The organism is Mycolicibacterium chengduense, assembly GCF_033741155.1.
In the GTDB taxonomy this organism is placed as follows: Bacteria; Actinomycetota; Actinomycetes; order Mycobacteriales; family Mycobacteriaceae; genus Mycobacterium.
Genome location: NZ_JAWQNH010000002.1, coordinates 757516 through 772415, shown reverse-complemented (window position 1 = coordinate 772415; position 14900 = coordinate 757516). Strand labels below are relative to the sequence as shown.

The window sequence follows — 14900 nt, the reverse complement described above, 5'->3', positions numbered from 1 at the left end:
TCGTTTGGTCGAGTCTAACGCGATCGGGCCCGGGTCTGACATCCGAACCGCCCGATTGCCTAGACTGGCCAACCAGTTGATTGGTCACCGGTCGCCCGGTCTGCAGATAGCGAGTTGTCATGTCCACCGAACCCACCAATGGGTCGTCCCGGCGGGAAGAATTGCTGGCCGTCGCCGCCAAGCTCTTCGCAGCTCGCGGATATCACGGCACCCGGATGGATGACGTCGCCGACGCCGTCGGGCTGAACAAGGCCACTGTCTACCACTACTACGCGAGCAAGTCGCTGATCCTCTGGGACATCTACAAGGCCACCGCCGACTTCACCGTCGACGCGCTGCACGACGACCCGACCGCATCGGCCCGCGAGACCATCTACCACTTCACCCGGCGGCTGCTGACCGGCATTGCCAACGATCTGGAGGCGGCCGCCGTCTACTTCCAGGAGGGCCCCTACATCACCGAGTGGTTCACCGAGGAACAGGTCGAATACATCCGCAAGGCCGAGGCCACCGTTTACGAGCACGTTCGCGACGTGATCGACCGGGGCATCGCCAGCGGCGAGTTCTACGACTGCGATTCCCATGTGCTGGCCCTCGGCTATATCGGCATGACGCTGGGCGCCTACCGCTGGCTGCGCCCGCACGGCCGCCGCACGGCCCAGGAGATCGCGGTGGAGTTCAGCACCGCCCTGTTGCGCGGATTGATCCGCGACGAGGCGGTTCGCACCGCGGAACCGCTCGGCGGCGCCAGCCATGAGTGACCTGTTCCGGCTCGACGGCAAGGTCGCCGTGGTCACCGGCGGTGGTCGTGGGATCGGCGTGATGATCGCGCGCGGGCTGCTGCAGGCCGGGGCGGCCAAGGTGTACCTGGCGGCCCGCAAGGCGGACGAACTGGACGCGGTGGTGGCCGAATTGGCGCCGTTGGGTGCCGTCGAGGGCATCCCCGCGGACCTGGGCACCGCGGCGGGGGTGGACGCACTGACCGCCGCGGTGGCGGCGAAAGAGGACGCCGTGCACCTGCTGTTCAACAATGCCGGGGCGGCCTGGGGTGCACCGTTCGACGAGTTCCCGGAATCCGGGTTCGACAAGGTCTTCGATATCAACGTCAAGGGCGTCTTCCTGCTGACCCGTGCGCTGGTGCCGCTGCTGACCGCTGCCGCCACCGATGAGGACCCCGCCCGGGTGATCAACACCGGCAGCATCGACGGCTTCCTGGTGCCGGAGAAGGGCAGGGGCAACTTCTCCTACAGTGCCAGTAAGGCTGCCGTGCACATGCTGACCAAGCATCTGGCCGGTGAGTTGGCGCCCAAGATTCTGGTGAATGCCATTGCCCCGGGGCTGTTTCCGTCCCGGATGACGAAGGTGATGCTGGCGGCCGGGGAAGAAGCGGTTGGCTCGCTGCTGCCGCTGGGCCGGGTCGGGCAGCCCGACGACATGGCCGGTATCGCGGTATTTCTGGCCAGCCGGGCCAGCAGTTACATCACCGGCGCGGTGATCCCCGTCGACGGCGGTGTGAGCACCGTCCGATGAAGTCGACCATCCTGTCCCGGCGTGACCTCGATTTCCTGCTCTACGAATGGCTTCGGGTCGACGAGCTGACGGCGCGGCCCCGGTTCGCCGAGCATTCCCGCGAAACCTTCGACGGGGTGCTCGATCTCTGCGAGCAGCTGGCCGAACGCTACTTCGCCCCGCACAACAAGCTCAGCGACGCCAACGAACCCACCTTCGACGGCACCACGGTGACGGTCATCCCGGAGGTCAAGGAAGCGCTGCAGGCGTTCGCCAAGGCGGACCTGGTCGGGATGGGCTTCGACGCCGAACTCGGCGGCGCACAACTGCCCGCAACGGTGGCCCAAGCCGGGTTCGCCTGGATCTCGGCGGCCAACGTCAGCACCTCCGGATATCTGATGCTGACCATCGCCAACGCCAACCTGATCGCCAAATTCGGTACACCCGAACAGGTTTCGACATGGGTGCAGCCGATGCTGGCCGGCCGTTTCACCGGCACCATGGCGCTGTCGGAGGCCGGATCGTCGCTGGCCGATATCACCACCCGCGCCGAACCCCAGCCCGACGGCACCTATCGGCTGCACGGCACCAAGATGTGGATCTCCGGTGCCGAGCACGAACTCACCGACAACATCGTCAATCTCGTACTGGCCAAGATCCCCGGCGGGCCGGCGGGCACCAAGGGCATCTCGCTGTTCATCGTGCCCAAGTTCCTGGTCAATGCGGACGGGTCGATCGGGGCCCGCAACACCGTCGCCATCTCCGGACTGAACCACAAGATGGGCCAGCGCGGCATCACCAACACCGTGCTGAACTTCGACGGCGCCGAAGGCTACCTGGTCGGCGAACCGCATCGCGGCATCGTCTACATGTTCCACATGATGAACGAGGCGCGGCTGGCCGTCGGCATGGGCGCGGTGTCACTCGGCTACACCGGCTACCTGAAATCGCTGGAGTACGCCAGGGAACGCCCGCAGGGCCGGCTGGTCAAGGATCCGTCCAGCCCGCAGGTACCGATCATCGCGCATGCCGACGTGAGGCGGATGCTGTTGGCGCAGAAGGCCTATGTGGAAGGTGCGCTAGGGCTGGCGCTGTACTGCGCGCGCCTGGTCGACACCGGAGAAACCGACCTGCTGGACATCCTGACCCCGGTGGCCAAGAGCTGGCCGTCGCAGTGGTGCCTGGAGGCCAACAACCTGGCCATCCAGGTGCTCGGCGGCTACGGCTACACCCGCGAGTACGACGTCGAACAGCACTACCGGGACAACCGGCTGAACCCCATCCATGAGGGAACGCACGGTATCCAAAGTCTGGACCTGCTGGGCCGCAAGGTGACTCAGCGCGGTGGGGCCAGCATGGCGGCCCTGTCCGAGCGCATCGCGGCGACGGTGGCCGCCGCCGGTGATCACGAGTTCGGTGCTCAGCTCGACGCGGCGTGGCAGCGGCTGGTCGAGGTGACCGGCGGCCTGTTCGCCTCCGGTGACCTCGAGGCCGCGATGGCCAACAGCGCCGTCTATCTGGAGGCCTTCGGACACATCGTCATCGCCTGGATCTGGCTGGAACAGGTGCTGGCGGCGGCAGGTAAGGACGGCGACTTCTACGACGGGAAACGCCAAGCCGCCCAGTACTTCTACCGCTACGAACTACCCAAGACGGCACCGCAGCTGGATCTGCTGGCCAGCCTGGACCGCACCACTCTGGACATGCGCGACAGCTGGTTCTGACACCTCTCCTGCGCCCAAACTCACCTTTGGGACAAGAAGTGCGAGGCGGAGGCATTTCGTCGATCTCGGTGGGGTCGTCGATTCTGTGGGCTTGTCGATCTCGGTGAGCTCAGTCGCGTCCGTGTAACAGACTGGGGGTATGCCCGCAGAGATCGCGATCCACTTCTTCCTCACCCTGGCGGTCATCCTCGGCGCGTGCCGGCTGGTCGGCGCTGCCGCCGAGCGGATCTGCCAGCCCCGCGTGGTGGGGGAGATGATCGCGGGGGTGGTGCTGGGCCCCTCACTGCTGGGCCGGTTCGCGCCAGGCCTGCAGCACGAGCTGTTCCCGGCCGGCACCTCCAACGTCGTGCTCTACACGGTGGCCCAGGTCGGGCTGGTGCTGTACATGTTCGTGATCGGGCTGAACTTCGATGTCAACCACGTCAAGGAGCGGTCCGGCACGGCGACAGCGGTGTCGGTCGCCGGTATCGTCGCGCCGCTGGCGCTCGGTGCGCTCACCGCCCTACCCCTGCTCGGCAACGGGGGCTTCTTCGGGTCAGGCGTCACCCCCGCCATGGCGATGATGTTCCTCGGGGCGTCGATCGCCATCACGGCCTTCCCCATGCTGGCCCGCATCATCTTCGAGAAAGGGCTGTCCGGTACACCTTTGGGTACCCTGGCGCTGGCCTGCGGTGCGGCGGCCGACGCGATCTCCTGGTGCATCCTGGCGGTGGTCCTCGCGGTGCACCGCGGAAATGCCGCCACGGCCGTCGTCGCGATCGGCGGCGGCGTGCTCTACACCATCGTGGTGCTGACAGTGGGCCGGCGCGGCTTCGGTGTGCTCGGCCGGGCGGCCGAGCAGCGCCGCAGTGTCCCGCCCGCCATGCTCAGCACGGTTCTGATCGCCCTGATGGGCTGCGCGTGGCTGACCGACGTCGTGGGCATCTACGCGATTTTCGGGGCCTTCATCCTCGGCGCCGCCGTGCCGTCGGGGTTCTTGGCCCAACGCCTCACCGACATCATCGAACCGCTCACCACGACGCTGTTGTTGCCGATGTTCTTCGTCTACTCCGGCCTGAACACACAGATCGGCCTGGTGAACAGTGCGCAGCTGTGGGCGATCACGCTCGCCCTGCTCGTGGTGGCGATCGCAGGTAAAGGGTTGGCGTGCACCGCCGCCGCCCGACTGTGCCGGGTACCCGCACGTGAGGCGTTGGCGCTGGGATCGTTGATGAACGCGCGCGGGCTCATCGAACTCATCCTGCTCAACATCGGGCTGCAGGCCGGCATCATCACGCCGACCCTGTTCACCATGCTGGTGCTGGTCGCCATCGTCACGACGCTGATGTGCTCGCCGATCTTCGAATTCGTCTACGGCCGGCACCGGGCTGCCGATCTTTCGGCGTTGGAGCCCGGCCCGCGCGTGTAGCGTGGCGGAAAGTGCGACACAACCTTGTGCCCGGTGCAGGGAGGAGAAACGCGTGGACGTTCGAGCGGAGATCGCACAACTGAGTCCGGCGGCACGCGCAGCGCTGGCCGAGAAGATACGTAACCGGCTGTACCGCAACGACAGTCGTTCGATCGACTATGACGTCGTCATCGCCGGTGGCGGGGTGGCTGCCCTGACTCTCGGGTTGGAACTGCGCGCATCCCGCCCGGACACCCGCATCGCGGTGGTCGAACCGCGCACGCATCCGGTTCCCGAGATCACCCACACCGTCGGGGAGTCCACTGTCGAGATCTCGGCGCACTACCTGAGGGATCGGCTCGGTCTGGGGGACCACCTCAGCACCGCCCAACTGCGCAAGATGGGCTTGCGGATGTTCTTCACCAAGGGCGACAACTCCGATATCGCCGCCCGCATGGAGCTGGGGAGTTCGTGCTTCGTCCCGCAGGTGACCTATCAGGTCGACCGCGGCAGGCTGGAGAACGAACTGCACCGGCGCTGTCTGGCCGCGGGTGTCGACATCGTCCGTGGCCGGGTGCGGTCCGTCCAGTTGAGCACCGCAGGCCCGCACACCGTCACCTGCCAGGACACCGGCACCAGCACCGAGATCACCGCCCGCTGGGTCGTCGACGCCTCCGGCAGGAATCGTGCGTTGGCCCGGCAGCTGGATCTCAAGCGTGCCAACGAGCATCGTTGCAACGCCGTGTGGTTCCGCGTCGCCACGGAAATCGACGTCGGCCGATGGAGTGACGATCCGAGCTGGCAGGCCCGCCTCGTCGAGGGGGACCGCGCGATGTCGACCAATCATCTGATGGGAGATGGTTACTGGGTGTGGCTGATCCGGCTGGCGTCCGGCGCGACCAGCGTGGGGATCGTCGCCGACCCGGACTTCCACCGGTTCGACGAGTTCAACACGCTGCCCAAGGCCATGGCCTGGTTGCGGGTCCACGAACCGCAGTGTGCCGCCGTGCTCGCCGCCGACGACGCCCTCATCAGGGACTTCCGGGTGATGAAGAAGTACAGCCACGGCGTCGCCAAGGCCTTCGACGGCACGCAGCGCTGGGCGATCACCGGCGACGCCGGAATCTTCCTGGATCCGCTGTACTCGTCGGGGCTCGATCTCGTGGCCGTGGGCAACGGACTCATCACCGATATGGTCACCCGCGACCTCGACGGTGAGGACGTGACCGCCCGCGCGCAGATCAGCGACACCCTGTTCCGCTCACTCACCGATATGTGGCTGGCGGTGTACCAGGGGCAGTACACCCTGATGGGCACCCCCGTGGTGATGTCGGCGAAGATCATCTGGGATGTGGCCTTCTACTGGGGATTCATCGGGCTGCTGTACGCGAACGACCGGTTCACCCGGGTGGCCGACGAACCGGACTTCGTACCGCAGCTCGAAGGTCTCATCGCGCTGAGCAACCGGATGCAGCGGTTCTTTCGGGAGTGGGCGCGTATCGAGCACCGCGACGCACCGGCCGACTTCGTCGACCTGTACGCCCCACTGAACTTCATGGTGACCCTGCACGCCGCGATGATGGACGAGCCGGCGAGCTTCCTGGACCGGTTCGAGACCAACGCACTGTTGCTCCGGCAGGTGGCGGGTCAGCTCGTCGACACCGTGATCACGGACAAATCGAGCTCGTTCGACGACGACGAAACCCCGCTTCAGCTGCAGGTTTGGCAGCGCGACGCGCTGCTGCGCGAGCTGCGCGAGATCTATCGCCGCGAGCAACACCAGCACTCGGTGAGCCCCGATTGGATCGTCACGGCCGCACCCGTCATGCAGGCAAGCTGATCCGCCGGCGGCACCCATCCGTCGGTGACCCGGCGACGAATGACTGCTGGACCGGCAAGTCGACGGGGGTCAGATGGCGATGATGGGTGCAATCGGCGGTGGTCGCTGCGGACGCCGGACGGTGACGGTTTGACGGCGCCGGACACCCCGCCCCAGCCGCTGGCGATCGTCGGTATCGGCTGCCGGTTCCCCGGCGACGGCGATACGCCGGAGAGATTCTGGGATCTGCTCTGCCGCGGTGTCGACGCCACCGGTGTCGTACCGCAGACCCGATGGAACGCCATGCGCTTCTGGGATCCGCACCCGGGCAAGGTCGGCAAGATCGTGACCCTCCGCGGTGGATTCCTGCGCGAGATCGATCGGTTCGACCCACAGTTCTTCGGGATCTCGCCACGCGAGGCACATTCGATGGACCCGCAGCAGAGGTTGTTGCTCGAGGTGACTTGGGAGGCCTTGGAGGACGGCGGCGTGCCCGCCGACCGGCTGGCCGGCACCGACGTGGGCGTGTTCGTCGGCGGGTTCACCCTCGACTATCAGCTGTTGCAGAACCAAGGGCGGGCCAGCCGATACCGGTTCAAGGCGCACTCGGCCACCGGGATGATGATGACGATGTTGGCCAACCGCATCTCGTTCGCCTTCGACTTTCGTGGCCCGAGCATGGCGGTGGACACGGCATGTTCGAGTTCGCTGGTGGCGGTTCACCTTGCCGCCCAAAGCATCTGGAACGGTGAATGTGGTGCGGCGCTGGCAGGCGGAGTCAACGTCATGGTCGGGCCCAACACCGCGATCGCCGAATCCCGCAGCGGTTTCCTCAGCCCGGAAGGGCGGTCCAAGGCGTTCGACGACGCGGCCGACGGGTACGCCCGCGGTGAGGGCGCCGCCGTGGTCCTCATCAAACCGCTGGCTGCGGCGCTCGCCGACGGCGACGACATCTACGCCCAGATCCTCGGGACGGCCGTCTCTCAGGACGGTCGCACCGACGGTATCACCGTCCCCCGCGAGGAAGCCCAACAGGCAGCCATCACCTCGGCGCTGCGGCGGGCCGGGGTGCACCCAGGCGACGTCGGATACGTCGAGGCGCACGGAACCGGCACCCCGGTGGGCGATCCCATCGAGATGCGGGCCTTGTCGCGGGCGCTCGCCCACGACCGTCCGGCACAGCGGCCCCTGCTGATCGGCTCGGTCAAGACCAACATCGGCCACCTGGAAGCCGGTGCCGGTGTCGCCGGTCTGATCAAGGCGGCCATGGTGCTCAAACACGGGCACATTCCGGCCACGCTGCACTTCCGCAACCCCAACCGGGCGGTGTCGCTGTCCGACCTGGGCCTCGAGGTGCCGGCATCCGGCCGGCCGTTCCCCGCGGGACAGCCGCGCATTGCCGGGGTCAACTCGTTCGGCTTCGGGGGCACCAACGCCCATGTCGTGCTGGCCGGTCCGCCCGAACTCTCGGCGCGGCCCGATGCGCCGCCCCTGCGGTCGGCACGGCCCGATGCGCCGCCCCTGCGGTCGGCGACGTTGTTACCGCTGTCAGCTCGCAGCGAGGGTGCGCTGGTGGCCATGGCCGGCCGGCTGGCCGATCACCTGGCCGCCGATCCCACGGTCCGACTGCCCGATCTCGCCTACACCCTCGGTCAGCGGCGCAGCCACCTCAACCACCGGCACACTTTTCTCGTCGGGAGTATCGGCGACGCGCGCCGGCAACTGCGCGAGCTGGCCGACGGCGGACAGATTGCCGCCGAACGACTTTCGGCCGATCGGCCGAAGCTGGCCTTCGTGTGCTCGGGTATGGGACCGCAGTGGTGGGGGATGTGCCGCGGACTGCTCGATACCCTGCCGGTCTTCGCCGACAGCATCGCCCGCACCGACCGTGAACTGTCCCGATACGTGGAATGGTCGCTTTCGGAGGAATTGCGGCGTGACGAGCAGACCTCGCGGATGTCCGAAACACAGTTCGCCCAGCCGGCGAACTTCGCCGTGCAGGTCGCCCTCGCTGAACAACTGGCGCACTGGGGGATCACGCCGGACGCCGTCATCGGTCACAGCGCCGGCGAGGTCGCCGCCCATTACCTCGCCGGGTTGCTCGGCTTCGAGCAGGCCGTCCGGGTGGTCTACCACCGCAGCCGTCTGCAACAACGCACCAGCGGACGGGGCCGCATGCTGGCCGTGGGCGTCGACGCCGAGACACTGATGCAGACACTCGACGATGCCACCCGTGCCGAATTCGGAGCGCGGGTTTCGGTGGCCGCCATCAACAGTCCATCCGCGGTCACGGTCGCCGGAGACGACGCGGTGCTCGACGACATCGTCGGTCAACTCGACCACGCCCAGATCTTCCACCGCCGTCTGCCGGGTGCCGTGCCCTATCACACGCACTACATGGACGCGATCAAAGACGATCTCTTCGCCGCGTTGGAGGATCTGGAATCCCGGCCAGCAGCGGTGCCGCTGTATTCGACGGTCACCGGTGAGCGGTTGGACGGCTACCGGGCGGGGGCGGCGTACTGGTGGCAGAACACCCGCGCCACCGTCGTGTTCGAACCGGCCGTTCGCCGCATGCTCGACGACGGGTTCACTCATTTCGTCGAACTGGCTCCGCACCCGGTGCTCGCGTCATCCGTCGCCGAAACTGCTGGTCGGCTGCGTGTTTCGGTGTTCGCCACCCAGCGTCGCCGTGAAGACGACCTGCCCGCCCTGATGAATTGTGCCGGTTCGTTGTATTGCCTGGGCCACGACCTGGACTGGTCGGCGCTCAATCCGGCAGAGGGGGCGCGGCTGCTCAAACTGCCGACCTACCCATGGCAGTCCAAACGGTTCTGGACCGACACCGCCGATGTCTCGGAGGCCCTGTTCTACGACCCGGTACACCCGCTGCTGGGTCAGCCGATCAGTGCGGTGCACCCCACGTGGGAGGCCGAGTTCTCGGTGCTGACCAACCCGTTCCTCGCCGATCATCGGGTGCAGGGCGCCGTGGTGGTGCCGGGCGCAGTCTATGTCGAGATGGCGCTGGCGGCGGCACGGCACACATACGGCTCGAACCTCAGCGTGGACAATCTCGTGCTGCGCCGCGCCGTGATCCTCGACGACACGTGCGATCCCGTCGTGCGCACCACGGTCAACCAGGACGACGGCACGGTGGAGTTCTCGGCCTTCACCGCGTCCGCGGACGGTGAGGGCAAGTGGGTGATCACCGCCACCGCCGAACTGAACGCCTTGCCCGCGGCGCCCCGTGCGGCAGAACAGCCCACGCTCGATCAGGTGAGCACACTGACCGGCGACGAGTTCTACACGCACACCACAAGCTTGGGCTTCGACTACGGGCAGCGCTTCCGCTCGGTCACCGCGGTGACCGCCGGTCACGACTGGGCGCGCGCGGACCTGGCCGTCCCGGCGGGTATCGGCGACGAACTCGACTGGTATGCCTTCCATCCGGCGTTGATCGACGGCGCCTTCCAAACGCTGTTCGGCGCCCCCTTCGGCGGCCAGGCCGACGGTGACGAACCTTTCCTGCCCACCCGGATCCGGCGCTGCGCCGTCTACGGCGCCCCCGAGTCGGCGATGACGGTGCACGTCGACGTGCTGTCGGCGACCAGGGACGCCATCGAGAGCAACATCACGATCAGCGGGGCGGACGGTGCGACCCTCGCCGTCTTCACCGGATTCACCGTGCAGTCGCTGAGTGCTTCCTCACGCATGTCGGTCGACCGGATCGACAAGGGGCTCTACGAACTGCGCTGGTGCCAGACCGACCTGTCGCCGAACGACGCCAGGGCGGATGTGGCCGCCGAGTCGTCATGGCTGGTGCTCTGTGACACAGCCGGTTTCGGCGCGGCGGCGGCCGACTGCCTGCGGTCGCGCGGCCACCGTGTTCGTACGGTGTGCCACGCCGACGTCCGAGCCGTCACAGACACCGACGAGGGTTGGCTGGTCGATTCCCGGAACCCCGATCACCCGCGGGAGCTGGTGCAAGCGCACCTGCACCGCGACGGTGACCTGGCCGGGATCCTGGACTTCTGGCCGATCGATATCCCCGACCGTGCGGAATCCGGCGGGCTCAAGGATGATTCGGATATCGGTGCGCTGACCGTCGTGCGGCTGGTGAAGTCGCTTGCCGAGCATGACACCGTGAAGCCGCGGCTACATCTCATCACCGCGAACGCCCAGCCGGTTCCCGGTACGGAAAACCTTGCCGTGCAGCAGTCTCCGATCTGGGGCCTGGGCAGGGTCATCGGGCATCAGGAGTTCGCCGAGCATTGGGGTGGGCTGGTCGATATCGACATCCGCGACGACCCTGCGATGGTGGCGGCCCGAATCTGCGATCAGGTGCTCACCGCCCAGACCGATGACCAGATCGCCCTGCGCGGTGAGCACGCCTACGTGCCCCGCCTGCAGCCGTGTAGCGGACTGACCAAACCGTTTCCCACCAAGCTCAATCCCGATGCCACCTACGTCATCACGGGGGGAGCCGGAGCCCTGGGCCGGGTGGTGGCGACGTACCTGGCCGACCGCGGGGCCCGGCACATCACCCTGTTGGGGCGAAGTGCCGTCCCGCCCAGGGCCAGCTGGGCAAGCCTGGGAGACGGCAATCCGTACCGCGCGACCGTCGATGCGATCAGGGCCGTCGAACGGCTCGGGGCGCAGGTCGACACCGCTTGTGTGGACGTCACCGACGCGCACCAGGTCCGGGACTGGCTGCACCGGCACCTCCGGTCCGGCGGCCGACCGGTGCGGGGCATCATCCACGCCGCGGGTGTCGTCGACGATCAGCTGCTGATCAACATGAGTGATGACGACTTCCTGAAAGTGCTGTCTCCCAAGATCTCCGGCACCTGGGCATTGCACGACGCGTTCATCGAAGAGAATCTCGACTTTTTCGTCCTGTTCGGCTCGGCCGGCTCGGCGATCGCGGCGCCCGGTCAGGCCAACTACGCGGCCGCGAACGCCTTCTTGGATGCGTTCGCCCACTATCGGCGGTCGCTGGGGTTGCCGGCACTGACCATCGGCTGGGGGCCGTGGTCGGTCGGCATGGTCGAGGAACTCAAGCTTGAGAAGATCTACGCGCAACGCGGTATCGAGCTGATCACCCCTGCCGTGGGAGTGCGGATCCTGGACAGGCTGATCAACCAGGCTGTGCCCCACGCCATCGCCATCAGTGCGGACTGGGGTCGGGCTCGGGAGGTGGGGTTGGGTGGCCGGCTACCCGCCATGTTCTCGGCGTTGGAGACCGTCGACGCGGATGCCTCCCAAGGCGACGCGCACGGGATCCTCGACGTTCTGGCTTCGACACCCGAAGGCGAGCGCCACGCGGTGGTCGCCGAGCACGTCCAACGCATTGTGGCGACGGTCTTCGATTGCGGTATCGACGATTTCGGGCTCGATGACATGCTCGACGACATCGGACTGGATTCCATGATGGCGATGGAATTCCGGATCAGGGTGAACACCTTGTTCTCCATCGACCTTTCGGTGCTGGAGATCCTGCGGGGCGTCAGTGTGAACTCGCTGGCCGCAAGGGTGCTGGCCGAATTGCACCACCGGCACGGCCCGGCCGAGACGCCGACGGCAGTCGGCGGGGAATCCGACGGCGAGGTCGACGCGCTGCTCGGCGGGCTGTCCGATGACGAACTGCGTGAGTTGCTCTCCGAACTCGAGGATCCGACTGCCGGAGTGGGTGAGTCGTGAGCGCGGTTCACGCGCGAGGATTGTGCAAAGCCTACGGACGCCGCCAAGCCGTGCACGACCTCGACCTCGACGTGCTGGCGGGCGAGATCTTCGCCATCCTGGGTCCCAACGGCGCGGGGAAATCCACCACCATCGAGATCCTGGAAGGTAATCGCCGGCGCGATGCCGGCGAGGTACGGGTGCTCGGTGAAGACCCGGGCACGGCGGGGCGGCGGTGGCGGGCCCGGATCGGCATCGTGCTGCAGGAAGTCAGTGATGCCGGGATGCTCACGGTCGACGAAACCCTGCGGATGTTCGGCAGTTGCTACGGCCATTCCCGCGCCCCCGCCGAGGTGCTGAACCTCGTCGGGCTCAGCGCGGTATCGGGAGCCCGGGTTCGCACGCTGTCCGGCGGCCAGCGCCGGCGACTGGACGTCGCGCTGGGTATCGTCGGCAACCCGGAGTTGTTGTTCCTTGATGAGCCGACCACCGGATTCGATCCCGAGGCCAGGCGCCAGTTCTGGGAGCTCATCAGGGCGCTGGCCGCCGACGGCACCACCATCCTGCTGACCACCCACTACTTGGAAGAGGCTGCCGCACTGGCGGATCGGGTGGCAGTGATCGCCGCCGGCCGAGTGGTGGCGGTCGATCCGCCGGCCAAGCTCATCGAACACGTCGGTCTGTCCGCCACGGTCCGGTGGGTGCAGGATGGCAGCGTGCATGTCGAGACCACCGACCGCCCCACCCAGTTGATCAGGCAGCTCAGCGCTGACGGCCGGGAGCTGGCAGATCTGACGGTCACCCGTCCGACCCTCGAGGAGGCCTACCTTCATCTGGTCGGGTTGGCGTGACGACCAGAGCGCTCCCGTCACCGGTGCGTATCGGGTTCTCCCGTGTGATACCGGAATTGAAGATGTTCTATCGCAGGCCCGAGCAGGTGGCACTGACGTTCTCGATGCCTGCGGTGATCTGCGTCCTGCTCGGCTCCATCTTCTCGGATCGGTTGCCCAACAGTGCGGTCACCACCGGGTCGGTGATCGCGGCCAGCATGCTCGCCTACGGCATCTTGTCGACGTCGTTCATCAATCTCGGGATCAGCATCGCCGCAGACCGCGACACCGGCGCATTGCGCCGGCTGCGCGGCACCCCCACCACGGCGATGTCGTACTTCATCGGCAAGGTGATGCTGGTGGGGATCGTCAGCCTGGCCGAGGCGGTGATCCTGCTGCTGGTGGGCGTTCTCGTCTTCGGGCTGCGGCTGCCGACGACGGTGTCCGGCTGGTTCACGCTGGGCTGGGTGTTCGTGCTCGGCATCGTCAGCTGCTCCCTGGTGGGCATCTTCATCAGCAACTTCGCCAGTAATGCGGTATCAGCTGCGGTGATCACCAACGGCCCCGCCGTCGGATTGCAGTTTCTGTCCGGGACATACGTGCCGCTGATGGCGTTACCGACCTGGATGCTGATCGTCGGCTCGGTGTTTCCGGTCAAATGGATGGCGCAGGGCTTCCGCTCGGTACTGCTTCCGCCGGAGATGGTGATCTTCGAGCCGGCGGGCAGTTGGGAGCACGGACGCATCTTCCTGGTGTTGACGGCTTGGAGCGTCGGTGCGCTGATCGGCTGCCTCGCCGTGTTCCGCTGGTCGGACACCACGTGAAGCCGAGACCGTTGCGGGCGACTAGAACTCGATGATCTGTCGTACGGCAGTCCCGTCGGCCAGCGCGTCCATCGCGGCGTTGATCTGATCGAGGGTGATCGTCGAGGACACCAGCGTCTCCACCGGGAGCCGGCCGGCCCGCCACAGTTCGACGAACCGCGGAATGTCGCGGGCGGGCACCGCCGACCCCAGATAGCTACCGATCAGCGACCGGCCCTCGGCCACCAGCGCCAACGGCGAGACGCTGATGCGCGCGTCCGGGTGCGGCAGTCCGACGGTGATGGTCTTGCCGCCCGGTGCGGTCAGCCCGATGGCAGTCTCCAGCGCCGCGGGATGTCCGACGGCCTCGATCACCACCTCTGCCTTCACGCCGGCTGCCTCCTCGGGCGTGTATGTCTCGTGTGCACCGAGTTCGCGTGCCCGGGAGAGCTTCTCGGGCAACCGGTCCACCGCGACCACCCGCACGTCGTCGTGCGCCAACGCGGTGAGCATCGCCGCCATCCCGACACCGCCCATCCCGACGACGGCCACCGTCTGGCCCGGCGTGGGATGCCCGGCGTTGAGCACCGCACCGCCACCGGTCAGCACCGCGCAGCCCAGCAGCGACGCCACTACCGGTGGAACGTCGGAGTCCACCGGCACCACCGACCGCCTGTCCACCACGGCATGGGTGGCGAACCCGGACACGCCCAGGTGGTGCAGCACACCGTCGCCGAGCCGAACCGCCCCGGACAGCAGCGTGCCGGCGCCATTGGCAGCGCTGCCGGGGATACACGGCGCCAACCCATCCGTCGCGCAGGCGCTGCACTGCCCGCAGCGCGGCAGGAACGTCATCACCACCCGTTGACCGACGCTCAGATCCGATGTGCCGCCGACCTTCTCGATGACACCCGCAGCCTCGTGCCCCAGCAGCATCGGTACCGGCCGCACTCGGTTACCGTCCACCACCGAAAGGTCGGAATGGCACAGCCCGGCCGCCTCGATCCGCACCAACAGCTCCCCATCGCCGGGGTCGGCCAGGTCCAGTTCGGTGACCCGCAGCGGTCGCGACTCGGCGTAGGGGGCGGGCGCCCCGATGGTCTCCAGCACGGCACCACGAATCCTCATCACTCCAGCCTGACAGACTGG

9 protein-coding genes are annotated in these 14900 nt (G+C 67.2%); 8 read left to right on the top strand and 1 reads right to left on the bottom strand.

Annotated elements, in window-relative coordinates; all coding sequences use genetic code 11:
• The first annotated feature begins 119 nt into the window (after positions 1-119).
• The 8 genes from SBI67_RS09180 (at position 120) to SBI67_RS09145 (ending at position 13772) form a co-directional block, all read left to right on the top strand.
• Positions 120-761 (top strand): TetR/AcrR family transcriptional regulator, encoded by a 642-nt coding sequence (locus tag SBI67_RS09180; protein ID WP_318980238.1) that lies wholly within the window; start codon positions 120-122, stop codon positions 759-761.
• Entirely contained in the window at positions 754-1530 is a 777-nt protein-coding gene (locus SBI67_RS09175; RefSeq protein ID WP_318980237.1) for an SDR family oxidoreductase, read from the top strand. Before SBI67_RS09180 ends, SBI67_RS09175 begins: the two co-directional genes overlap by 8 nt.
• A complete protein-coding gene (locus SBI67_RS09170; protein WP_318980236.1) occupies positions 1527-3233 on the top strand; it encodes an acyl-CoA dehydrogenase in 1707 nt (568 codons plus the stop codon). Before SBI67_RS09175 ends, SBI67_RS09170 begins: the two co-directional genes overlap by 4 nt.
• A gap of 139 nt (positions 3234-3372) precedes the next feature.
• Entirely contained in the window at positions 3373-4641 is a 1269-nt protein-coding gene (locus SBI67_RS09165; RefSeq protein ID WP_318980235.1) for a cation:proton antiporter domain-containing protein, read from the top strand.
• A 52-nt stretch (positions 4642-4693) separates the two neighbouring features.
• Positions 4694-6460, top strand: coding sequence for an NAD(P)/FAD-dependent oxidoreductase (locus SBI67_RS09160; protein ID WP_318980234.1), 1767 nt, complete (start codon positions 4694-4696; stop codon positions 6458-6460).
• A gap of 129 nt (positions 6461-6589) precedes the next feature.
• Positions 6590-12139 (top strand): type I polyketide synthase, encoded by a 5550-nt coding sequence (locus tag SBI67_RS09155; RefSeq protein ID WP_318980233.1) that lies wholly within the window; start codon positions 6590-6592, stop codon positions 12137-12139.
• A complete protein-coding gene (locus tag SBI67_RS09150; RefSeq protein ID WP_318980232.1) occupies positions 12136-12969 on the top strand; it encodes an ABC transporter ATP-binding protein in 834 nt (277 codons plus the stop codon). Before SBI67_RS09155 ends, SBI67_RS09150 begins: the two co-directional genes overlap by 4 nt.
• Entirely contained in the window at positions 12966-13772 is an 807-nt protein-coding gene (locus SBI67_RS09145; RefSeq protein ID WP_036399513.1) for an ABC transporter permease, read from the top strand. Before SBI67_RS09150 ends, SBI67_RS09145 begins: the two co-directional genes overlap by 4 nt.
• 21 nt (positions 13773-13793) lie before the next feature.
• Here the strand turns inward: SBI67_RS09145 and SBI67_RS09140 are convergent, their stop codons facing one another.
• Entirely contained in the window at positions 13794-14879 is a 1086-nt protein-coding gene (locus SBI67_RS09140; protein WP_413232430.1) for an alcohol dehydrogenase catalytic domain-containing protein, read from the bottom strand.
• Positions 14880-14900: the final 21 nt, after the last annotated feature.